22 protein-coding genes and 2 pseudogenes are annotated in these 22,319 nt (G+C 40.3%); all 24 read left to right on the top strand.

The genetic code is table 11. The features are described 5' to 3' along the window. The first annotated feature begins 96 nt into the window (after nucleotides 1-96). The 24 genes and pseudogenes from OTK01_RS01820 (at nucleotide 97) to OTK01_RS01935 (ending at nucleotide 22,317) form a co-directional block, all read left to right on the top strand. Nucleotides 97-1,052 (top strand): annotated as a pseudogene (locus tag OTK01_RS01820) (Rpn family recombination-promoting nuclease/putative transposase). A 200-nt stretch (nucleotides 1,053-1,252) separates the two neighbouring features. Beyond that, a complete protein-coding gene (locus OTK01_RS01825; protein ID WP_269011698.1) occupies nucleotides 1,253-2,524 on the top strand; it encodes an RNA-guided endonuclease InsQ/TnpB family protein in 1,272 nt (423 codons plus the stop codon). A gap of 493 nt (nucleotides 2,525-3,017) precedes the next feature. Continuing rightward, nucleotides 3,018-3,671 carry a type II toxin-antitoxin system VapC family toxin gene (locus OTK01_RS01830; protein ID WP_269011699.1) on the top strand — a complete coding sequence of 218 codons (654 nt, stop codon included), beginning with the start codon at nucleotides 3,018-3,020 and terminating at the stop codon, nucleotides 3,669-3,671. 160 nt (nucleotides 3,672-3,831) lie between these two features. Further along, nucleotides 3,832-5,634, top strand: coding sequence for an S-layer homology domain-containing protein (locus tag OTK01_RS01835; RefSeq protein ID WP_269011700.1), 1,803 nt, complete (start codon nucleotides 3,832-3,834; stop codon nucleotides 5,632-5,634). A gap of 20 nt (nucleotides 5,635-5,654) precedes the next feature. Next, nucleotides 5,655-7,973, top strand: a complete 2,319-nt coding sequence (locus OTK01_RS01840; protein ID WP_269011701.1) for an Athe_2463 domain-containing protein — start codon at nucleotides 5,655-5,657, stop codon at nucleotides 7,971-7,973. 11 nt (nucleotides 7,974-7,984) lie between these two features. Further along, entirely contained in the window at nucleotides 7,985-12,655 is a 4,671-nt protein-coding gene (locus tag OTK01_RS01845) for a hypothetical protein (protein WP_269011702.1), read from the top strand. After that, nucleotides 12,616-12,987: a hypothetical protein gene (locus OTK01_RS01850; protein WP_269011703.1), complete on the top strand. Its 372-nt coding sequence runs from the start codon at nucleotides 12,616-12,618 to the stop codon at nucleotides 12,985-12,987. The genes OTK01_RS01845 and OTK01_RS01850 overlap by 40 nt, the downstream gene beginning before the upstream one ends. Nucleotides 12,988-13,489: 502 nt before the next feature. Next, nucleotides 13,490-13,622 (top strand): annotated as a pseudogene (locus tag OTK01_RS13310) (DUF2760 domain-containing protein); the annotation flags it as partial. A gap of 670 nt (nucleotides 13,623-14,292) precedes the next feature. Next, entirely contained in the window at nucleotides 14,293-15,393 is a 1,101-nt protein-coding gene (locus OTK01_RS01860; protein ID WP_269011705.1) for an ATPase, T2SS/T4P/T4SS family, read from the top strand. After that, a complete protein-coding gene (locus OTK01_RS01865; RefSeq protein ID WP_269011706.1) occupies nucleotides 15,387-16,133 on the top strand; it encodes a type II secretion system F family protein in 747 nt (248 codons plus the stop codon). Before OTK01_RS01860 ends, OTK01_RS01865 begins: the two co-directional genes overlap by 7 nt. Then, the gene (locus OTK01_RS01870) at nucleotides 16,130-16,858 is read left to right on the top strand and encodes a hypothetical protein (RefSeq protein WP_269011707.1); all 729 of its coding nucleotides are present in this window, start codon (nucleotides 16,130-16,132) and stop codon (nucleotides 16,856-16,858) included. The genes OTK01_RS01865 and OTK01_RS01870 overlap by 4 nt, the downstream gene beginning before the upstream one ends. A gap of 104 nt (nucleotides 16,859-16,962) precedes the next feature. After that, nucleotides 16,963-17,166: a hypothetical protein gene (locus tag OTK01_RS01875; RefSeq protein ID WP_269011708.1), complete on the top strand. Its 204-nt coding sequence runs from the start codon at nucleotides 16,963-16,965 to the stop codon at nucleotides 17,164-17,166. Between the two features lie 63 nt (nucleotides 17,167-17,229). Beyond that, on the top strand, nucleotides 17,230-17,607 hold the full coding sequence (locus OTK01_RS01880) for a hypothetical protein (RefSeq protein ID WP_269011709.1): 378 nt from the start codon (nucleotides 17,230-17,232) through the stop codon (nucleotides 17,605-17,607). Then, nucleotides 17,540-18,088: a hypothetical protein gene (locus tag OTK01_RS01885; RefSeq protein WP_269011710.1), complete on the top strand. Its 549-nt coding sequence runs from the start codon at nucleotides 17,540-17,542 to the stop codon at nucleotides 18,086-18,088. Before OTK01_RS01880 ends, OTK01_RS01885 begins: the two co-directional genes overlap by 68 nt. A gap of 2 nt (nucleotides 18,089-18,090) precedes the next feature. Further along, on the top strand, nucleotides 18,091-18,534 hold the full coding sequence (locus OTK01_RS01890) for a prepilin peptidase (protein ID WP_269011712.1): 444 nt from the start codon (nucleotides 18,091-18,093) through the stop codon (nucleotides 18,532-18,534). 19 nt (nucleotides 18,535-18,553) lie between these two features. Further along, a complete protein-coding gene (locus tag OTK01_RS01895; protein ID WP_269011713.1) occupies nucleotides 18,554-18,766 on the top strand; it encodes a hypothetical protein in 213 nt (70 codons plus the stop codon). A 46-nt stretch (nucleotides 18,767-18,812) separates the two neighbouring features. Further along, nucleotides 18,813-19,007 carry a hypothetical protein gene (locus OTK01_RS01900; RefSeq protein ID WP_269011714.1) on the top strand — a complete coding sequence of 65 codons (195 nt, stop codon included), beginning with the start codon at nucleotides 18,813-18,815 and terminating at the stop codon, nucleotides 19,005-19,007. Between the two features lie 15 nt (nucleotides 19,008-19,022). Further along, nucleotides 19,023-19,616, top strand: coding sequence for a hypothetical protein (locus tag OTK01_RS01905; RefSeq protein ID WP_269011715.1), 594 nt, complete (start codon nucleotides 19,023-19,025; stop codon nucleotides 19,614-19,616). Between the two features lie 15 nt (nucleotides 19,617-19,631). After that, nucleotides 19,632-20,102, top strand: a complete 471-nt coding sequence (locus OTK01_RS01910; RefSeq protein WP_269011716.1) for a single-stranded DNA-binding protein — start codon at nucleotides 19,632-19,634, stop codon at nucleotides 20,100-20,102. Nucleotides 20,103-20,165: 63 nt separating this feature from the next. Next, nucleotides 20,166-20,687, top strand: coding sequence for an HD-GYP domain-containing protein (locus tag OTK01_RS01915; protein WP_269011717.1), 522 nt, complete (start codon nucleotides 20,166-20,168; stop codon nucleotides 20,685-20,687). Nucleotide 20,688: 1 nt separating this feature from the next. Continuing rightward, nucleotides 20,689-21,177: a metal-dependent hydrolase gene (locus OTK01_RS01920; RefSeq protein ID WP_269011718.1), complete on the top strand. Its 489-nt coding sequence runs from the start codon at nucleotides 20,689-20,691 to the stop codon at nucleotides 21,175-21,177. A gap of 120 nt (nucleotides 21,178-21,297) precedes the next feature. Beyond that, nucleotides 21,298-21,672 (top strand): RusA family crossover junction endodeoxyribonuclease, encoded by a 375-nt coding sequence (locus OTK01_RS01925; RefSeq protein WP_269011719.1) that lies wholly within the window; start codon nucleotides 21,298-21,300, stop codon nucleotides 21,670-21,672. Then, a complete protein-coding gene (locus OTK01_RS01930; protein WP_269011720.1) occupies nucleotides 21,654-22,022 on the top strand; it encodes a DUF7768 domain-containing protein in 369 nt (122 codons plus the stop codon). Before OTK01_RS01925 ends, OTK01_RS01930 begins: the two co-directional genes overlap by 19 nt. Next, on the top strand, nucleotides 22,006-22,317 hold the full coding sequence (locus tag OTK01_RS01935) for a hypothetical protein (RefSeq protein WP_269011721.1): 312 nt from the start codon (nucleotides 22,006-22,008) through the stop codon (nucleotides 22,315-22,317). The genes OTK01_RS01930 and OTK01_RS01935 overlap by 17 nt, the downstream gene beginning before the upstream one ends. The last annotated feature ends 2 nt before the right edge of the window (nucleotides 22,318-22,319 follow it).

Below are 22,319 nucleotides of genomic sequence, written 5' to 3' on the forward strand. Positions count from 1 at the left end.
CTGTGACTTTTATTTTTTGTGTGGTATAATAAAAATGTAAAGGGTAAAATTCTCCTCCCCCTGCTGGAAGTTTGCTAAAAGAGGGGGAGTTAGCGAATGCGTGATAGTTTGCCACCACAGGAACATGATTCAACCTTTAAGTTCTTGTTTGAAGATCCAAAAGATATTCTCTTCCTCGTGAGAGATGTAATAGGCTACAGCTGGGCAAAAGATATTCAAGAAGACTCAATAGAACTTGCTGACAAAGAATTTGTAGATGAGGAATTTCTACAGAAAAGAGCAGACGTCATAGCAAAGGCAAGACTAAAAGACAGGGAAGTATACTTCTACATCTTAATTGAGAACCAGTCAACGGTAGCAGAAGACATGCCGGAAAGACTTCTAAAGTACATGATTTTGCTATGGGCCAGAAAGATAAGAGAAGGTACAGAAAAACTACCGGCAATAATCCCAATAGTCACATACAACGGGCTTGAAAAAGACTGGGATGTCCCACAGGAAATAATCAGCGAATTTGATATTTTCAAAGACGATATTTTCAGGTACGCAGTTGTCAACATTTCAAAATTGGATGCAAAGGCTCTGCTGCAAGAGGAAGAGGATATCTTGAGTCCAGTAGTGTTCTACTTAGAGCAGGCAAGAGATGATACAGAAGAGCTTGTAAAAAGACTGAAGGAGATTGTGCCAAAACTCAAGCAGTTCAGTCCTGCCACCCTGGAAAGATTTTTGATATGGGCGGGAAATGTAATTCGTCCAAGGCTTTTAAAGGAAGACAGACAGGAATATGACAGACTGGCAGAAAAGCTCAAGCAGGGGGAGCTGAGAAAATGGGTGAGTTTGTATCCAATGTTGCAAGACTTTTGGATGAGGTACAACTGAAAAAATTTAATCAAGGTAAAATTGAAGGCAGAATGGAAGGCAGAATGGAAGCACAACTCGAGATAGCAAGAAATCTGATACTTGAAGGTGCAGAAGACAGTTTTATAGCTAAAGTAACAGGACTTGATATTGAGAAAGTAAAAGAGCTTAGAAATCAGCAACAGAAACAATAGATTTCAAGGCAGGGTTTAATCCCTGCCTTTTGTTTTCAGGGGCAGGGGAAAAGTATAACAAATACATGTTCGCTATTTTAAAAAGGTCAAAACCGGTTGTTCACCGTTTAATTTCCGCGGAAGCTCCAACCTTTACAGGTTGGAGAGGAAGCGGGTTGATTTTTTCAATCATATGGTAAAATATACATGGTGAGTGAAAAATGAAGTTAACATTGTCCTGTAAATTCAAACTCTGGCTGTCGCAAGAACAAAAAAGAAAACTCCTAGAAACCACAAAAGCATACACTAACGCTATTAACTTTGTCTTAGCCGAAAACCTGAAAGACAAAACAACCAACGTAAAGAAACTGCACAAACTCTACTACAAGACTATTAGAAAGAGTTTTTCTCTCCCCGCCCAGCTGGCTATTAATGTCTACCGACAGGCAGCAGACATATACCAAACCCTGTGGTCACAATATAACAATCTACTGCACAGGGAACAAAATAGCAACACAACTAAAGAATTCTGGAATAAACCTTCAAAACGAAAAGCTTTCACGGTAAACTACACACACGGCCGTACCTTTTCCATCAAGTACGACCAGAATACAGATACCTTTTTTGTCTCCATCGCCTCCATCTATGGCAGAATTAAAAACATTCGAATCACCGGTTGGAAACAGCACTACAACTATTTAAAACACGGCGAAATAGGTGACCCTGTACTTGTCTATGATAAACCATCCAAAGAATTCTACCTGCACATCCCAGTAACCCTGGAAGTTGACGAAAAACTGTACAAAGAGATTACCGGTATAGACGTTGGTGAGAGAAACATTGTGACGGTAGTATCAACTGCTGGTACGAGATATACCGTACCGCTTCCTGACCAGGTTAGACGTATCAAGCATCACTATCACGAACTGCGCTCTCAGTTGATGTCAAAAGGCACTCGCTCTGCCAGAAGAAAACTCCAAAAGGTTGGCAGAAGCGAGAAACGGTTTGTGTCTGACTTTCTGCATAAACTTACCATAGACCTTGTCAGGAAGCATCCGGCAGCGCTGTTCGTCATGGAAGATTTGAGCATGATAAGGACAAACAGGTCAACGTACCGTGGTAGTGATGGTGAAGCACGCCGTCAAGCAGAACAATGGCCTTTTGCCGAACTGCAGAACAAATTGGAGTACAAATCAATACTCTACAATGGAATACGCCCAGTAAAGGTTGATCCGTCCTATACTTCGTTGTCCTGTCCTGTGTGCGGACATGTATCGAAAGATAACCGTCCAGGGCATGGTGAGTTATTTAAGTGTCAGCGCTGCGGTTATGAAGAAAATGCTGACATAGTAGGTGCAACGAACATAGCGATAAGGTACCTTGTGGAAGTTCAGCAGATAAACCTGAGAGGGCTGCTTGTCAACCAGCCTAATGCTCCCTGTCCGCAAGGGCAGGTAGAGCAAGCTCCTACCTCTACAGGTAGGAGTAGTTGACAGTCTCGCAAACGTGCCTGCGGAAAAGCTGAATCAAAAGCTCACAGCGGCTTTTGCATATAGCGAAAAACACAGACAACTACTGGGGTTGCAGACAGTAACCAAACCCGAAAATGGCTTTTGAGCCGGGCTTAAAATGTTAGAACAGGCCATAGAGTGAAAAGGGTGATTGTAAACGTTTACACAAGGATGCGACAGAAAAAAGTCATGTCAGCTACAAAACAGCTGGTTCAAAAGCCCAAACAAGACTTATGCCAGTAGTCAGAACCCTTGTGAATTCTAACTTTAAATTGTATTGCAAAACCTAAAAATTCGATGTATAATAAAAAACAGTTAGAGAAACTGTATTTAAAACCTGTCTACAGAAATGTAAAAATAGAAATTAGACCGCAGAAAACCTGCGGTTTTTGCTTTTTATAGCATAAACACGCTGACCTGTGGTATTCAGGGATATAGAAAATGAGTATGTGTAAGAAAGGGGCAAATTACAACATTGAGAAAACTGAGAGTATATCTGGACACCTCAGTTATCAGTCATTTGGACCAGCAGGATAATCCCGAGTATATGCAGGTAACAAAAGAATTTTGGGAGGAAGTTAAAAAGGGGAAGTATGATATATACATTTCAGATGCAGTAGCAACTGAGTTAGATGAGTGTCCAGAACCAAAGAAAAGTAAACTGTTTAAGTATCTTAATGGGATAGAGTATGAAAAAATTGTTATAGACGAGCAGGTAATGGAGCTTGCTGAGAAGTATATTGCTGAAGGAATAATTCCGGCAAAATATTCTGGTCATGCGATTCATATAGCTGCAGCAAGTGTCAAAGATTGTGAAATACTGGTATCATGGAATTTTAAGCATATTGTAAAAGTAAAAACAATTCAGGGTGTAAACGGAATAAATAAGTTAATGGGTTATAGAGAAATCCAACTGGTATCACCGCTTATGATGTTAGAAGAAGAAGTGATTGATAGGTTTGAAACGAGTGATATGAAAGAATTACATGAGATAAGGGAGAAAATTTACGAGGAAACAAAAAATATGACACGAAAAGAATTTATTGAGTATATTCACAAAAAGGCAGAAAAAGCTGAAGAAGAAATGAGAAAATTAAGAGAAAAAGCTAAAAAAGAAGTAATCCAATAAGTTTGCAACTTAGATAGAAAGTTAGCCCTGAGAATAGTTTGCAGGAAACTATTTTCAGGGCTTTCTATTTTTTAGAGGACGATAAATTTTGCGGTAGCAAATTCAAAAATCATGATATAACTATATTGAGAAAAACTTTGTCAAAGGAGTTGATAGCACCATGAAAAAACTTGTGAGCTTTTTAGTCATCCTGAGTTTAATTCTAACCCTTTCCTTCCCAGCAGCACAGGCAGGAACAATTTCACAATCTATATCCCAGAAGATAGAATACATCACAGCCGGTGAGCTTGTGACATCACTGCTACTGGGCGCAAAGGTAAAACCGAATGGTATTGCAGACTACTGGGGAAAGGCAGTGCAGATGGGCTTGATACCTGGTGAGGTCAAAAAAGACAAACCACTCACAAGGGCACAGGCAAGCTATATTGTGTGGAAGCTCATAAATGCAGTGCCAGAGCTGAAAGCAAAGAATATTCCAGTGTCGATAAGGAGAGTGCCCCCGACAGAGGCGTTCATGAGAGGAATTTGCTTTTTCGGTGGACCACTTTCGAGCAATTATGAGTATAACAATCTTAAAATTGCAGGTTATGACCTTTTAGACTTCATTCAAGGCTATCAGCTATTAATACTTGAGTACAAATACGCAGATGGTTCAACAGTGATAAAGTATGTGTGGGACAGGTATAAAGGAACAAGTTTAGCACCAGGAACGTATAAATACATTACAGACCCATTCCAGAAAATACTTGATGAGTTCAAGAAAAAGTATCCTGACAAGTTAGTATACGCACCAAGACCATACCAAAAGGGTTGGCTTTTTACAATGGACGTTGTAAGAGAAGCAAAGTCAATAAAATATCCTGTAGACCTTGTAAAAAAGACACAATGGGGTACGTTGAGGCATACAGTAGATGACCCAGTAGAAGTTGCCGAGTGTGTTGCTGATGGGGAAAAGGAAGTAACACAACTTGGTGTGCCCATCACCAGACAGGATATAGCAACAATCAACTGGTACTATTACTCCAAAGGTGTTGATACATTCAGAGGCGGGTTTGGGAAATACAACATTAGAGAACACACGTATTTCAACATGTACCTTGAAGATTACCTTGTGAACTACCCGAGAAAATACCCAACAGACCATACAAGGTTTGCTTACTACTGCAAGGACTATTCAAAGATACCGCAGTTATATAGAGAGGCAATGCTAAGGCTTGCTGATTTGGGTATCATCACACCTGACCAGTCGGCGCTTTACATTGGTGTTTATTACTTCAACCCTGCAAAGGCGCTCACAAGAGCTGAAGCTGTTGAGATGATAAACAGGGTGTTTGATAGGACAAAGAGAGATGTGCTGGATGAGGTGAGTGTGAAGTCGTATCAATACTGGATACCTAAAGTGGAAGTTGGGGCAGGAGAATATATGGAATACAGAGATGACATCAAAAAGTTTGAAACGTTAGGTAATGCAGACGAGTTTGGCGATGGAATTTTCCCCGCTCAGAGGCAAGCAACATTCAGAATACAGGAACCTAAGTCTCTGGGATTTGTTAAAGCAACGTTTAAAAGTTATCCAAATGATTATTTTTACTGGATGATGAATTGCAAGCAAACCTCAGCTGGTTTTGTATATTCTGCAGCGTTGAACAATAACCATGCTACTGTTTTAATGTACGATGAAGCAGATATGACAGGAATTGAAGAGTGGGACAAGAACAAAGCTATCAATTACATTCCAATTGCGTACAGGGATGAATTCAAAAAAGATGTGAACACTTATACAGCAAAATATTTAGTATCAAAGAATATGTTTTTGATAAAACAATATGGTAATGTGTATGTATACTACAACTGCTGGTTAGGTGATAAATCAGGAGTTAACTATCAGATTTATCCTACAAAACCACAAATGAGCGGAATAACTTTTTTAGTAGCCAAACCAAATTCAAAATATACTCAATAAGTAGTGAGGTGAAATAGAAAATGAATAAAAAGCATGAGAGCTGGTTTAAGGCTCTTTCTTTTTTATGTATTTTGTCCTTAGTTTTAAGCCTTATCCCACCAGTAGGAATTTGGCAGAGTGTTAAAGCCGACGATGTTACTTTGTATAATGGCGGACTTGATAGCTACAATGGATTGAGTTATACAGAGTGGGCAAAAAAAGCAGGCGTAAAACCAACTTTAGATGTTACTATAAATGGAACAACAAAGACGCTACATTTTAATAGCGAAATCTACGCAGAACGTGGGCAGGTAGTTTATGGCGAACCAGATGATGTACCTGCAAACCATCTTGTCTCACCAGCCGGGTTTAAACCTGCACCTGACGGATATTTCTATGCAGTCAAACAAAGCAACGGTTCATACAGATTAGCACTGCCAGGGACAGCAGGTGCCGTTCGTGGCTGGTTTAGATACCTTGGCTATTCAATGTCAAAAGCTCCATTTTCTGACCCCAGATTTCCACCTGACTACACACCAGAAGTTATAACACCCGACAAATTAGTTCCAATATCCAGTGTTCCTGCATCCGCAAAAGACGCTCTTGGACTTACAGGTTACGACCCAAGCAAAGTATCACCAAATGACTGGCAACTTTTGTTTCAAAATTTGTATCTCCTCAAGGAATATGATTCAGGAACAAATCAAACTTTAAAACAATTGCTTGTTGACAGCGGAAAAGTAACAAGCTGGACAGGACTTTCAACATATGTGGCTTTTCTTGGTGTTGACCAGAACAATAATGCGTCTGCAAGAATAATCTGGAAGGATTCAACAGGCAGGCTCAGGTACAGAACATATTCAGGGTTCATTCCACAGGGTGGAAGTCCCAAAGTTACAACAGAAGGCGTAGGTGGCAGTATTGTATCAGGTTTAAGTTTTGTAAGCGGAAGTTCTACTTCAACAATAGCAGGAGCAGTTTTAAGATATGACCCTGCAAAAACAGATAAACCAGCTGTGAATATTTACATCGATGGTAAACTGGAAGATGACCTTGGCAGTCATTATGTAGAACCATATTACGACAGGATGACCTTAACGAGAAATGATGTCCAGACATACCAGACAAGGATAGTCAATATCACAATAAATGGACAAAGTGCAATTAACAGCGAAATAACAAAATGGCGAGATGCTATAGTGATAGGACAAGACTCTAATACTGTAAGTTTCAGAACTGAAGTAGAGGGAAGATACTTTGAGATACCAACAAGTCTACTAAAACCTGGGAATAACAATGTAGTTGTTACTGGGGAAACAAGAGTTGTTTTCGACACAGGTAATGGAACAAAAACTGTAGTATCGGAAAATACTGCAACAATGTCTTTCACAATCAAAGTAGACGTCAATCTACAACCGCCACAGCTTCAGCTTTCAGTAACACCATCACAGAGTACCATTACAATCACAAACGGTCAATACAGTCCAAGCCAGTATGTAACCCACAATATCAGTGCAAAAGTTACAGTACCATCACTACCAGCAGGCTATCAGATAACAGCAATGGAGTTTTACATTGATACCAGCAACCCGCCAGCAGGGAATGTGATTTCAAAAACAATCACAAACGGTCTTGCTACGAACTATTCATTCGACAGTATCAAAACTTTCCAGTACGATGCTTCAAAAATACCACTTAAAACAGATGGAACAGGACAAGGGACACCAGCTTACTATGGAAAAGTGAGATACCAGCTCCAAAGTATAAGCAATCCTTCTCAAACTCAGTGGTCTGGGTGGAGTTCGGTTGCGTGGACAAAAGCAGAAGTAGATGTGAAAGCAACAGGTGGTATTGTTACAGCAGATTTGACAGCAGACAAAACGTCCATCTCGGGCAAGGAAGGCGACAAAGTTACTGTTGTACTTACAACCAATGCAACACTTTCTAACAAACCAGCAGGAACAAAAGTAACCCAGTGGAAAATCTATCTGCGTGAGAGCAACGAAACCCAGCCAAACCCGATTGCAACTACATCAAACGACCAGAACACATTTAGCGCTTCAAGGAACTACACCTTTACCCTAAAAAGCGGTATGACAAGTATTAAGTTTGTTACAAGGGCATACTGTACACTGTCAAACGGTACAACACTCAATGGCTATGACGATATTACGATACCAGTAAGTATAACAACACCCCAGCAGGACCAACAACCAGGTGAGGTAATCTGCGATGGTGTGATTTCACCACAGACAGCACAGGCAACCAAGAACCCATTCACAGGACAAATAGATCCGCCAACGACAGACGTACAGGTAGGGGTGAGTGCTTCAATTTCATCTACCGGCGGGAAAAAATAAGTAAATGGGATTTGTACTGCAATGGTGAATTAATTGAGACAATCACAGGCAACAATACGTCTGTTTCAGCACCGCTTGGCACAAAGACATATACGGTTGACAACAATAGTTCACAACAGTTCGAATTCAGAGCAGTGGTTACATTTACAGACGGAACCACAAAAGAAGGAACGGATACTGAAATATTTGGAGCACAGCAAGTTACACTCAGCAATAATCCACCATACGTTTGGGTATCAGCAACACCAAAGGTTGTACCACAGGGTGATGATGTGTATATAACAACTTCTTATTATGACCCTGATGCACCACTGGGTGACAGTATTAAGGATGTATCAATTACTGTAACACCCCTTGGGGATTATTTCGATGGTCGTTTGTTCTGGTCGTCAAAAGTTGGTTCATATACAGCCACGGCAACTGTAACAGACAGTTTGGGTTTAAGTGCTACAGCAACTGATTCATTTTCTGTTATCCCTGCAATTCCACAACCCAAACTGTACACGTTTGGAACATTGAAGGAAAATAGAAAGGTTATTTTAGATGGTTCGTACAGTTACGCAGGTTCAAAACGTGCACAGATTGATTGGAGCAAAGCAAAATGGACGATAACACCAGTAACCGGTGATATAGACCCGACAAGTATAAAAACTGTGGAATCACTCGAAGGTTCATCAAAACTCACGTGTTTGTTCAAACAGTCAGGTAGGTACAAGGTTACTCTTACACTTACAAACAATTATGGCAACAGTGCAACTGAAACATGGTATATAGAGATTAAGCCGGACGAGCCACCAGTAGCGAGTTATACCTGCCCAACAAAAATAATTAGAGACCCAAATGATAGCTCAAAAGCTACAGTCCAACTTACCAGTAACAGTTACAGTCCCGATGACGATGTCATAGCAAAACATGCCTGGCTTTATGCGTGGGATTCTAATAATGACGGTAATTTTGACGACGAAACCTGGTATGCACTCAAATCTGACGGGACATGGCAGCAGATCAACTTATCGACTTTTGACATAGACAACTTTGATTGTGGCAACCTGACAACGGCTACTATTAAAACAAACAACGTTGGTAAGTATGAGGTGAAATTAATTGTCAAGGAAGAATTTGGGCAGGAAACTATACCACAGTTTGTAACAAGCAGTGATAGAAAGTCGGCACAAATAGAACAAACTGTCGAAGTTATCAACGTTGCTCCAATTGCAACTTTGAATGCAAGCAAAACAGAAATTAAAAAAGTTAATATAACTGTTCTGACCGATAAAACAGGAAGTGCATACAACCAAATAGTAGGAAAACTCAATCAACTCAAAGCAGATTTATATCCATATGGAGTATATGTTACTATCAATAGCTACGATGGAACCAACACAACACAAAACGTTGGTAATACTGAAAAAGCATATTCTTGCGGACTTTTAAGGAGCTGGTTAAACTATGATTTCGATGATGTAATCGCAGCTTCAAACATATACGGCGGATATGGTATCGGCGTGGGTGTTAAAAATGGAACTTATTATGTTTTCAGATATGATACAAGTTCCAGAATAGTAAATACACTGGCTACATTAGGGGAAAAAGTGAAAAGTGTCAAATTCCTTGCTGATAGAAATGGTTTCTTTAGTGTAGCTTATATACTTACAACAAGTGGCAATTTATATCAGTGTCTTTACTCTGAAAGGATTGCTTCATTGATTGGTAGACAGATTGCAGGACCATTGAACTATCAATTTATTCTTATGGGAACAGGGATACAAGAGATTGAAATGCTTTGGAGAAACAATTATCAAGGACCAGGACCAGGGTTTAGTAGTAATACTAGAGGTGACTTTCATTCAAGTATAATTCTCAGATTTAAAAAGAGCACTGGTTATGGAAATGTTGAAGTATATAAAATTCAACATCACATAACTGATTTTTGGTCAAGTAGCTATGAAGATAGGAATGCTTTTCTCTTCTTTGGGTCATGGTATTATTCACCGAACTACAAAACTTTTACCTATAGCTACGATGTTAAATGGAGTGGATATAGCAATAGTTTTTACGACATTTATGACAGTATAAGTCCCTGTGGTACGATGGATCTAAACAATTGGCCTGTTTACTATTATACTGATTACTGGCCATACTTCTCGGCTGTTCTAAAAGATAAGTATGGCAGGTTTTGCGATGATACTATATATGACTATACTTCGGATTATCCAAGAATGAACTCATCCGACTTGAACAAATTTGTCTCACTTGTACCATTGTACGATTACAGTACCGCAGCAGGCAGTATTTCAACTGATGTAAGTTTTAACTTCGATCCTTCTAACCCTATGTGGGTGCAAAGTATTTTAAACTGGTTTTTGGAAGAACCCAGTAATAATGGCTGGATTTATACTGTCACTCCTTACTCAGGTGCTGTCCAATCATTAAAACAGGTTATACCAAAAGCAGTATTGAGTAGCAGCAAATACTCAACACTGATTGGGCAAGCATATATAGACCAGAATAACAATTATTCATCTTTCAGCGGTTACTATACGATAGCAAACGTAGCAGATATGTATGTACCTAATGCGGATAAAGAGTGGATAAATAAATCCGGTACTTTAGTTTTCCGCTCAGGAAGCACTATTTACAGGACGTTATCCGGTGGTTACCCATATGCAATAGGATACGTTAATACTCCTGTAATTTCACTGAGTGCTGCACCAATCATAACTAATTATAGAGAAGACTCAGACAATTATACAATTTATGTATCTGATACACAGGGAACATCCGGAGATTGGGGACAGTACTTTTCATTCTGGAGCATTGACAAAATGCTGCTGAACTTCATGACACGTTACAATGTTAAATTCTTTGGCGTTACACCCTCAACAAATTTTGATAAACTTTATTACCAGCAGCAGGTAACACTCAGACAGCTTGCCAACGCAACCGACGGCAAACTCTATGATAGTCAAGGCAATGCAATAACAACCCTAGACCAGGCACTTGCAGACATCAAAGCAAAATACACCAATGTGCAATTCGCTCCCGACCCGGTATACGTACTTGCTGATGAGGAAAGGGTAGTTTATTACCCGTACTGGCAGGACTATGAGAACGACACAATTATCAATCAGAGATGGCGCTATGAACACGATGAAACAGTCTTCGACAACTCACAGGGTAAGGCAGAGTTTGATGGTGTATGGTTAAACAACCCAATCGAAGTATTCAACAAGGTAGGAAAGTACACAATAACATTCCAGGTACAGGATTCTCCACCACCAGGCAGCAGTGATTTCGATGAGTACAAGCTCTGGAGCAAGCTTGAACGGCAGATGGTGCTTTATGTTCACAGAAGACCAATTGCAGACTTCACAGCAGTATACAATAAATCCACTGGCAAGCTGACAATCACAGACAAGAGCTATGACCCGGACCACCAGTATAACAGGACTGATAAAGGGATAATCAACTGGAAATGGCAGTATAAGACAATAGATGACAACACATGGACAGATACAACACTCAGCAATCTCCAGAGCATGACATTACAGAGTGGCAAGGTATACCTCATCAAGTTAGAAGTCCAGGACTGCGATGGACCAAACGGCGTTGGTGTATGGAGCAAACCAAAGATTGCGATGATTGACTTGACTACCAGCAATAATCCGCCGGTAGCTGACTTTGTAGTGGATTCTGAAATACTCAAGGGTAACCAGCCGTCCAACTTACAGGACAAGAGTTATGACCCAGACGGTGATACAATCACAGCATGGCACTGGTGGATTTACAACAGCGATGGTAGCACCAACAAGGACTTTGGTGAAACAACAAACAACAATATCAGCACAATCAAGAGCTACATTGCAACAATGCCAGAAGGCAGTTACAGACTCGCACTGCAGGTTAAAGATTCGAATAACAACTATTCAGCTGTAACCTCAAAGTGGTTCAAGATATACTCACCAAGCAAAGATACAGAACCAGACGCTGTAAATAACCCACCAGCAGGTACGTTCACCATGACAATTACCAACCACAGGACAAAGTTAAAGCCGACAACAACATACTCTGACCCTGACGGAGACCCCAAAAACGCAGAGCAATGGTACATTAAATTCAACGAGCAGACCCGGTATTTCGACAGGTTACCCGATACGCTTGAAAGTGCAGGATACATCTATGATGGAACATACGAGATAGGCTACAGGGTTCAAGACAATCCAACATCAAGAAGCACTAAACTAAAACCTCTGTGGAGCAACTGGTATGTGCAGACATACTACATCAGTTCCGACATCACAATACAGGCATGGACAGAGAAGTTTGCAAAACGTGCAAAGAACATGACCGAAGTTCCGTCTATTGTTAAAAACACCATCAAAACAAGCGACTTCAAACTGGGCGAAGGCATTATCATAAAAGCAAAGACAACAGGTTATGTAGAAAAGATTGAAGTATGGTTTGACACAGTCGATACCCCAACGCCAAAGGAAGGTAAAGTAACAAAAGTTATTACCGGTTACTGGGAATGCTCAATTAAGAATGGAACAATGACACTGAATAACCTGCATACAGTTTTGTATCCGGAAGACACAGTAAAGAACCGTGAGATTTCATACGAAGCAGTAAAAGGGAAAAACCATTGCCTGCACCGGTATTTACAACTGTCCCGTACTCCATGAACTGGAGCAGTGATATCTTTGACCCCAAACTGCAACCAAAATTCATTATTTCAAACAACAACTCATATGTGAAAGAAAAATGGCCCGACAGATACAGAGATCTGTGGGATGGACTGTATAAATGGAGTGACTGGCCATTGGGCGACAGGTTCAGCTATGCAAAAGCAATGGAGATTTACGGAAGACCACCGTATTTGATAAAAGGAGATGTTCTGCACATCAAACTTAGAGCGTACAAAAGAAATGCAAATGGCAGTTACACCACAAAAGACATTGACCTGCCGGTAAACATCGTGGGTTCGATTGAGATAGGCACAGGGGAAATCAATTAACCCCCTGTGCCTTTTTGTGTCCAAATTTTGTGAAGGTGGTGGTAAGAGCATGATTGCAGTTGCTACAGGAATTCAGGAGTTTGATATGAAACTTGCAAGCGAACTTCAAAACGCTGAAGTGGTCTTTTACAGGGAATATCTGCTAAAGGAAAACAAATATGAAACTGTTATAGTATCGGAAAATCTAACAGGTTCAATAACTTTTGAGGAACTGTTATTAAAACTCAGAGAAAATGACAAAAGGGTTATAGTTATCTGGCCGGACGAAGATGATAGACCGGAAGTTATAAAGTTCATGCTCACTCTGGGGATTTATGACATTTTGATTGGAGCTGTTACAGTTGAGATGGTTAAAGCTGCCGTTGAAAAGCCAAATACTTTTAAAGACGTCTCTCGTCTGTATTTAAAGACTCTTAAAGTAAATGACCTGCAACTGGAAGTGAAAGAACACCAGGAACAGTTACCTGAGATTGAAAAAAAGATAATTGAAAAAGTGGTCGAAAAGACAGTCGAAAAAACAGTTGAAAAACCTGTTGAGAAAGTGATTGAGAAGATAGTTGAAAAACCAGTTGAGAAGATAGTCGAAGTTGAAAAAGTTATAGAAAAACCTGTGGAAAAACTTGTTTTTGTAAAGCCTAAAGTAATAGCTTTCTGGAGCATGGAAAACCCATACGACACAGCAGTTTTGAGTTTTGAATTTACCAGAAAGCTCAGAAACAAAATTAACAGCAAAGTAGCACTGCTTGATTTTGAAGAGATAACTCCCAAAATATTCGAACTTGCAAAGGTTAAAAAAGCTCAGATTGAAGGAATTGTAAGGCAACTCAATAATCTTGAGCTGAACTACAGAAAGTTTGAAGAATTAACGGCTGAGAAAGACAGCATGCGGATTTTCTCGGGGATAACAATAAGGAACTTTTTCATTGTCAAATTAGAACACTTAAATAGCATTGTTCAACTGTGCAAGGACACAGGCTGGGTGGTAATAAACGCAGGTGCGGGGTTATCAACAAGCGGTGTTGCATCTGCCCTGTCACAAAGCGATAAGGTTTTTGTCATTGTCGATAGTCAATCAAAGCTCAATCTGTTTTATACGGTAGAGTGCATCAATTTTGTATGTGATAACTGGAATCTGGATAAGGAGAAGTTCTCGATAGTACTTGTTAACGAAGATTTGCGTTCGGACATAGACAGTGAATTTGCACTTGAGATTGCTAAAACAAATGGTATTGAAGAAGTCTATTCACTTGGTACGCGGAAGAAATGGCAAAAGAATGTTGATAAACTGCTGGGGGTGATTGAAAAGTGATTATAAATCCCATTGCTGGTATAGGGACAGCGCTGGTACTGGGACACAGCGAAGAAGAAAAAGTAACAGAAATAATCCAGGAATTTATTCGCCGCTATCCGGAACTTTATGTAAACGCCACTGACCCGTATCAGGTGGTGAATGAAGTCAATCAGCTGCTGGTGGAAAAAGGATATAAGATTCCAGCCAAAGTTATTCTTGACAGTATGTTCGGATACGGCATAATTGAGCACCTGCTTGAAGACCCGCTTGTGACAGATGTCTTTATCAACCACGAAAAAGAGATAAGTTACAAGAAATGGGGAAAAATCTATGAAACAAATTTGCAGTTCAGGAACAGGCAGGCATTTATAGAGTACATCAAGCGCATAGCAATCATGAACGGAGCAACTATAAATATGAACGAAGCGGACGTAACATTTACAGACATCAAAAGAGGTTTGAGAATTACCGCAGCCATTCCACCAGTAGCGATAAGACCATTTTTACACATACGAAGACCCCTTGTGGGACAAAAACTTGAAACTCTCGTGAATGAATCTAATATGCTAACAAAAGAACAGACTGAAATCTTAAGACAGGCACTCAGAGAAAGGAAAACAATCATCATAGCGGGAAGGGGTGGAAGCGGAAAGACAACTTTACTTTCTGCTCTTGTTGAGGAAATCCCCGAACATATCAGAGTCGGCATAATACAGGAAGTATATGAAATCAAAACAGAGCGAAAAAACACCATCTCGGAACTTGTCCGGCCTGGAAGTAGCATCCTCAAAGAGTATTCACTTTTTGAACTGACAAAAAACATGCTGCTTCGTTCAGTTGAAACAATTGTTGTTGGCGAACTGAAAGATAAGGAAACATTTGATGTTTTAAATGCCGTCCACACAGGACATCAGGCACTTGCAACCGTGCATTCACCTTCAGCAGAAGAGACAATAAATAGATTGATTTTCCTGATGAAACGGGCACAGACCGATTTGAGCGAAAACTTTTTGAGAGAAGTGCTGGAAAACTCAATTGATTACATTGTCTACATGAAGGATTATAAAGTCCAGTGCATTTTTGAAGTTGGAAAGAAGGTTGAGCTGGTATGTTAGGGTACAGACGAAAAGAGAAAGTGATTAAGCACCAGATACCCGTGTTTTCACTGAAAGCTTATTTTTCACTGGCAGTGGTAGTTGCACTCTTAACCTTTGCTTGTTTTGTCACCACGAAGAATATTATTCTTGCTGTGATGTATTCGGTAATTGTCCTGGGTGTGTTTGATTTTTTGTTTGAACTTGCATACATGCTTGTGCAACAGTTGTTTGTGAACCAGTATCTCTCGTTTGTATCGTCATTTGCAACAGCTGTGACTGTTACAAAGTCTGCAATTCAGGCTGTTAAATACTGCAAAGAATATACAAGACCACCGCTAAAAGGTATACTTGATGGGGTTGTAAGTGAATACGATGCAGGAGTGATTGATACAGGCAATTTTTTCTCAGAGCTTGCAGAAAGGATAAATATAAGACTTTACAAACAGTTTTTTCTGCTCGTGAGAGTGGCAGACGAGACAGGTGCTGATGTTGTGGGTATCTGCAGAAAAATTCTGGACAACAATACAGATGCTTTGAAGTTAGTTCGACAAATCAAAGCGTCAACAATTGTAGGCTTTGGAGTAATCGCTTTTATGATAGCAATAAATTTGCTCATTTTCAATGTTGCAATACAGAATGAAGAAATAGCAACCTGGCTTTTCACAACAAACAGGCAGGACCTGGTATTCAACATGATTGCTATTTTGGCAGGACTTGCAACACCAAAATTACTGGTAAGCTGGAGTGATACAGTATGATGTTTTTATTCGTCCTTTCAGCAGCTCTGCTGGCTATATGCTTATACACGCTCGGCAGTTTAATTCTACTTGCCATTTCAAAACCCAGAAAAGAAATTACCCGGTACACAACCACCAGGACATACATGATTTTGTTCGGTATAGCAGGAACAGTTTGCGGTCTGTTTTATGGTTATATAACAAGAGCTTCTGTGATATCAACTGTGCTGCTTGGTGTGGGAATGTGCCTGATTGCATTTCCTCTGCCGCTTTTGATTGAACAGGCACAGCTCAGAAGTTTCAAAAGGAACCTGCTTTTTATGTCATACCTGTTTGAGATAGCAGCCAAACACAACCTGCCACTTGATAAAACGTTACTTCTCATAGCAGAAGGCATTGACACACCAAAGCAAAGAAAACTTGTCCGGAACATCGCAGCAGTATACAAACAGACAAAAGATCTGGATGAAGCATTCAAACCACTTTTAAACTTGAAAATTCCAGAAGCAGAACTGTTGAAAATTGCTCTGAAAGAGTTCGAAAGATTTGGACAGCAGGGAATTGTGGCAATAGAAACATTCTCAAGTTTGCAGCATCAGAACAAAATCTATGACCTTACAGTGAAAGAGAAAACTGTTGATTACATTGTACTTGGTAGCAGCATTCTAATTCTGTTCGGTAGCATACTTGCAATATTTGACCCGCTGTTTTCAAACCTTCTCAATACTCTGCCCAACCTGTTCTAAAGCCCGGACTCCTTGAGAAAAGGAATCCGGGCTATATTTTTTCAGGTGCTGCTGGCAGGAAACCAGAATTCAAAAACAAAGCTTTCCGGAGGTGTGTTTTGAAAATGAAGAAGTTTTTAGAGTTCACAAAGAAACTCATGAAGAGCGAAGATGGACTTCTGGAAATCATAGTTGTTGGCGTGTTAATAGTTTTTGTAGCTCTTAAGATGGTCAACCCAACAAAAAACCTTGGGCAGACATTAAGCGATTCTTTTGACAAAATCAATCAAACAATCAGCAACCAGCTGTCCCAGATAACAACACAGTAATCCAGGGTGGTTCAAATGCGATTATTTAAAAAGTTCCTGAAACACGAAGGAGGCAACTCCACAGTGGCAGGATTCATGCTTGTCCTGCCACTGGCAATTGTTCTTACCATCAATCCGCTGTACATGCTCTTTGACACTCTAAAGTATATACAGCTGGATAGCATTGCAAGAAAGTACATCATCAAAATGGAAGTCGAAGGCGGACTCACAGTCACCGATTATGCAGACCTTATTTCCAGGGTGGCTCAGCTCGGATATTCAAACATTCAGGTATCATACACTCCGTATCCGGTGGATTTTGGGGATACCGTGAGACTTAAAATTGTGGCTGACATGAAGTTCAGACGAATCAGTTTTTTCGGGGGACTTAAAAATGAAACAAAACAGGTTTGTGCCGGACCGTATGAGAGCGTTTCTAAGAAAAACCCTCTTGTGCAGTGAAGACGGTGACCCCATGGTGTTATTCATTGTTCTTATCCTTATTTTCATCTTCCTGCCAGTAGCTACCTTCACCCTTGAATTTTCAAGGGAAATGATAGTGAAGCAGAAAGTAGAGAGCGCAGTTGTAGTATCAGGTTTTGCAGCGCTTTACAGAGTTACTCCGAATTCATCGTTAACAGATGCCCAGAAAGAAGATTGTATTGACACTTTTGTACAGCAGGTGAAGAAAAACCTTAACCTGAATGACGATTTTACCTCCAGAGACAACCTTTTTGAAGGTCCACTTGAAATAGTTGAAGTGAGCGTATACGGAGCAGATGAAGTACCTGCCGTGTGTCCGCAGGGAAGTGAAATTTTAGTACCGGGAATGCATGTTGTTGTTCATGCAAAGGTAAAAAGGCTGTTTTTCAAAACAGAGCAGCAATATACCGACCTGATGATTCACAAGGACATAGACGTGTTTGAAAAAGGAGGTTATTGAAATTGATTCTGGCTTATTTTATAGCAGTTACTGTTTGTCTTATAGCAGCATTTACGGATTTTAAATACCGGAAAATTTACAACTGGCTTGTCGTTATAACCATTGCTTCTGCAGCAGTCATCCACAGACTCAACATACTTCACACCCTTGCACCGGCTGTTACACTTTTTCTGTTCATGGTCTTTGTAGCTTTTTTGCTCAGAGACACGTCAATGGGCGGAGATGTGAAATTTTTAAGCAGTCTTGCGCTACTGCTGGGGAATGATATTTATCCTGCTGTTCTCGTTTCCTGTATTGTGTTCATTGTTGCCGGTGCAGTTATATATCTACGACAGAATAAGGGCTTTGATGCCGGGTTTTTAAAGCTGAAACTCCCGCTTGGTATGTTTCTGCCAGCAGGAGTTCTGGCTGTTTTGATAGTAAGACTTCTAACAAAAACAATTTAAAACGAGGGGGTATTTGATTATGAATCTCAGATTGTGGTTTGCATTTATGCTTTTTGTGGGTGCAAGTGCAGGAACACTGCTAACAGTCATGGTGCTCACAGGCAATGTCCTGTATCCGCTCAAAGAACTCAAAAAGAAATTTTCCAGCAGTTCGAGCAATGTAACAATGCTTCTTGTCATGGAGATAACTCTTGCTATTTTGTGTGCTGCACTGACATTTTTCATCAAGTGAGAAGGGACAAAACCCTTCTCACTACTTTAAAAGGAGTGAACCAACTTTGTTCAAATTTTTAAAAAACCTTTTAAAAAGCCAGGAAGGTGCAACAGAAATACTGGAAGTCGGGATTTTGCTTGTGTTTGTGATATTTCAAATCGCACCATCAATAATCAACGTATCAAAGACTGTTGAAAAACTTTTGCAGGTGCTGGATGACTATCTTAAAAGCCAGATGGCTGTTGGTATCAATCAATAAAGGCAGGTGAGATTATTGAAACTCAAAAAAATCATGATAGCCTTTTTCTCTGCTGTTTTAGCAGTTTTTCTGCTGGTTGTGGTATACACACAGATGGATAAAGCAACAAAGTTAAAAACAAAAACAGTTTTTATAGCAACAGAGACAATCAAAAGCGGTGAAAGAATAGGACAGAGAGCAATCCAAACTACGATTGATGTCAGTGCACCAGTAGAATCGCCGGAAGATGTCTCTAATCTCTTTGCCACAATCACAATTCCAAAGGGTTGCATCATCACGCCTGAACTTGTTGCAAAGACGGTGTATGAAGACGTATATACCACACACATAGTTGTAAAGATTGACCCTGTCCCGCTGGAAGTTCTCAAAGCAGCTGAATATATAGGACTTTTGAATGTTGAAACTTCAAACAATCAAACACGTACAAATGTGTTTGAACATCTCAGACTTGTAAAACTTTATGACCAGGCGGGCAGAATTGCAGGCAAAACTGCCAATGAATATTCATCAAACCTTGTCAGCATGGTTGAGATTGCAACCGATAATGAGACTGCAAAAAAGATAAAGGAAAAAGAAAAAGCGGGAGTGTATTATGTGTTAATTGAGTAGAAAGGGGAGATTTGTATGGACAAATGCCTGTTTTTCGGCAGACTCACAAAAGACCCGGAAGTCTTCACAACCCAGAGCGGTAACAAGCTTGTCAGAATAACAATTGCCATGGACAGAACAGTTAAAGGAGAGAAAAGAACACAATTTATTCCATGCATAGCTTTCGGGAAGGATGCTGAGCTGATTGAACAGCACTATTCTAAAGGGCGTGAAATTTTAGTTGAAGCAAGAGCTGAAAACGCCCGGGGGAAGACAAAAGATGGTGTGGAATATCCCACTTTTAGATTTGTGATTGAACGGTTTTATTTTGCAGGTTCTAAAAAAGAACAGCAAAAAGAGCAGACTGCAACTACTTCTCAAGTAGAACCCGAAATCCCTGAAGATGAACTTGAAAAGGAACTGAAAGAATTTTTCGAAGAAGATGAAACTTTTGAACCACCAGCAGAAAATGGTGTTATCACATCTGAAAAAGATTTGCCATTTTAGAAGCAGGATTATATACCCTGCTTTTTTGTTGTCAACTTTTCAGGAAAGGAGTGCAAAAGATATATGCAAAAAGCACTGAATCTGCTTTTACAAAACATGAGTGAGAAAAACGCAACACTCTTAACACACTCTTTAAATGTTGCAAAACTCAGTACAATAATAGCGAAGAACCTGGGTATGGATGAAGAGTACTACTACACAGCAGGACTATTGCACGATGTAGGAAAACTGCTTGTTCCAAATGCGCTTCTGGATAAGTCAATCTCGATAGGCAAGGAAGAACGGGAAATCCTCAAAAACCACAGCAAATGGGGAGCTGAACTTCTAAGAATACTGGGATTGAATGAGTTTTCAGTGATAGCACTGCTCCACCACCAGGATACATCTGATTTACCTTTGTCTGTACAAATTGTAGCTGTCGCTGACAAATTCGAAGCCATGACTTCCCTGTGGCGACAGTATAAAAAACCAGTTTCTCATGAGGAAGCAATTAATGAACTCTGGAGTATGGGAATATTCAAACCAACAGTCATAGAAGCCCTTACAGTTGCCCGGGCAGAGTTTTCGATAGAAAAGAAAGGCTGATTTGACGGAATTGATGAGTATGAGAGGATATACCCGATTAGCCTTTGCACTTGCAGCAGCCAGCAGTATAGAAACTCTGCAACACAGAAACATCATCACCCTGCCAGTAGCAGTGGCAGGAATATCAGCGCTTCTGCCTGATATTGACCATCCAGAATCGCTACTGGGAAGAAAAATAAAGCCCATTTCATGGCTTATAAACAAATTGCTTGGACATAGAACGATAACACACAGTCTCGACTTTGCTCTTGGGCTTTGCCTGGTTGTGCTTTTGAGTTCAAACTTCAGCTACTGGGCTTGGATGTTTGCGCTGGGGTATGTATCTCACCTGCTGCTGGACAGTCTAACGCTCAGTGGCATTAAACTTTCCATGTTTCGACAGAACTCGACAATCGGCTTCAGAGTTGTTAAAACAGGTGGTGTAGTGGATAACACAATCTTTGTTGTTTGTTTGCTAATTCTGAGTTTTCTTATAACAAAACATGCCTGATTTTCCTTTTGTACCGTCGATTTTGAGCACGTCCCTGTTCAGGGGACGTGTTTTTTATTGTCTGCGCTTTTTGTTGCGTTTTATAAGGCAAAATAAACCGATTTCAAGGGGGTTTTTAAAGTGGGTTGTTACAAGATAGAAATTGCAGCAAGACCGGTTCCGAAAGCAAGACCAAGACTGGGCGCAAACGGCAGAATGTATACGCCAAAAGAGACAAAAGAATTCGAAGAACTTGTTGGCTGGTGCACCAGAAGCGTTGTCAAAAAGCCGGTCGAAAAGCCAGTTAAAGTCAATATCGATGTTTTCTCCAAAAGCAGAGCAGACATAGACAACATTGCGAAAGCTATCTTGGATGGGCTAAATGGTGTTGCTTTCCTGGACGACAGGCAGGTGGTCGACCTCAGAATCAGAAAACTGCCACCCGTTGATTGTGAAAAGATTGTCATCAGTATTAAAGAAACAAGGAGTGTTCAAAAGTGCAAAAACTCAGGCTAAAGGTCTACATTTGCTCTCCATACAAAGATAATCCGGAAGAAAACCGAAGGAAAGCGCTGCAGTACTGCAGAAAAGCTTTTGAAGAGGGGTATCTCCCTATCGCTCCGCACGTGTACTTTCCCCAGTTTTTAAACGAAACCACAGAAAGAGAGCATGGATTGGAAATGGCTTTGCAACTACTCCTGGAATGCCAGGAGCTCTGGGTGTTTGGTCCAGAGATAACGGAAGGAATGAGAAGAGAAATCGAATACGCCAAAAAGTTTGGAATACCCATCAAATGCTTCTATTTCAAGAAAGTTCACCAGGTCAAAGAACTAAAGGGGAGTGGCACAGATGAGCAGAAACACTAATATCTGTTCTGGCATATTTGGTATTGCTGAGCAAATTCGCAGGGAACTCAAAATAGGGCAAAAAGTTAAAACAAACAGAGTACCATGGACATCCGGTCAGGGTAAGTCTGATTATGAGCACAGAACAAGAGCAGGAAAAGTGATTGCAAAGTATCCCCACTTTTTTGTTGTACAGTTCCCACAGTACAGAGAGTGTTTCAAATACACCGATGTTGCGTCAGACATCATTCAACTCTGCGATGAGACAGAAGAAAACCGGGATGTTTTCAGCTGGCTCAAAAGCTTGAAGGGGTGATG

It is taken from the genome of Caldicellulosiruptor acetigenus, assembly GCF_026914305.1.
Classification (GTDB): Bacteria; Bacillota; Thermoanaerobacteria; order Caldicellulosiruptorales; family Caldicellulosiruptoraceae; genus Caldicellulosiruptor; species Caldicellulosiruptor acetigenus.

Coding starts and splice junctions, on each gene's coding strand:
- OTK01_RS01825 (WP_269011698.1), top strand. CDS start 1,253: ATGAAGTTAACATTGTCCTGTAAATTCAAACTCTGGCTGTCGCAAGAA.
- OTK01_RS01835 (WP_269011700.1), top strand. CDS start 3,832: ATGAAAAAACTTGTGAGCTTTTTAGTCATCCTGAGTTTAATTCTAACC.
- OTK01_RS01840 (WP_269011701.1), top strand. CDS start 5,655: ATGAATAAAAAGCATGAGAGCTGGTTTAAGGCTCTTTCTTTTTTATGT.
- OTK01_RS01865 (WP_269011706.1), top strand. CDS start 15,387: ATGTTAGGGTACAGACGAAAAGAGAAAGTGATTAAGCACCAGATACCC.
- OTK01_RS01870 (WP_269011707.1), top strand. CDS start 16,130: ATGATGTTTTTATTCGTCCTTTCAGCAGCTCTGCTGGCTATATGCTTA.
- OTK01_RS01875 (WP_269011708.1), top strand. CDS start 16,963: ATGAAGAAGTTTTTAGAGTTCACAAAGAAACTCATGAAGAGCGAAGAT.
- OTK01_RS01885 (WP_269011710.1), top strand. CDS start 17,540: ATGAAACAAAACAGGTTTGTGCCGGACCGTATGAGAGCGTTTCTAAGA.
- OTK01_RS01895 (WP_269011713.1), top strand. CDS start 18,554: ATGAATCTCAGATTGTGGTTTGCATTTATGCTTTTTGTGGGTGCAAGT.
- OTK01_RS01910 (WP_269011716.1), top strand. CDS start 19,632: ATGGACAAATGCCTGTTTTTCGGCAGACTCACAAAAGACCCGGAAGTC.
- OTK01_RS01915 (WP_269011717.1), top strand. CDS start 20,166: ATGCAAAAAGCACTGAATCTGCTTTTACAAAACATGAGTGAGAAAAAC.
- OTK01_RS01935 (WP_269011721.1), top strand. CDS start 22,006: ATGAGCAGAAACACTAATATCTGTTCTGGCATATTTGGTATTGCTGAG.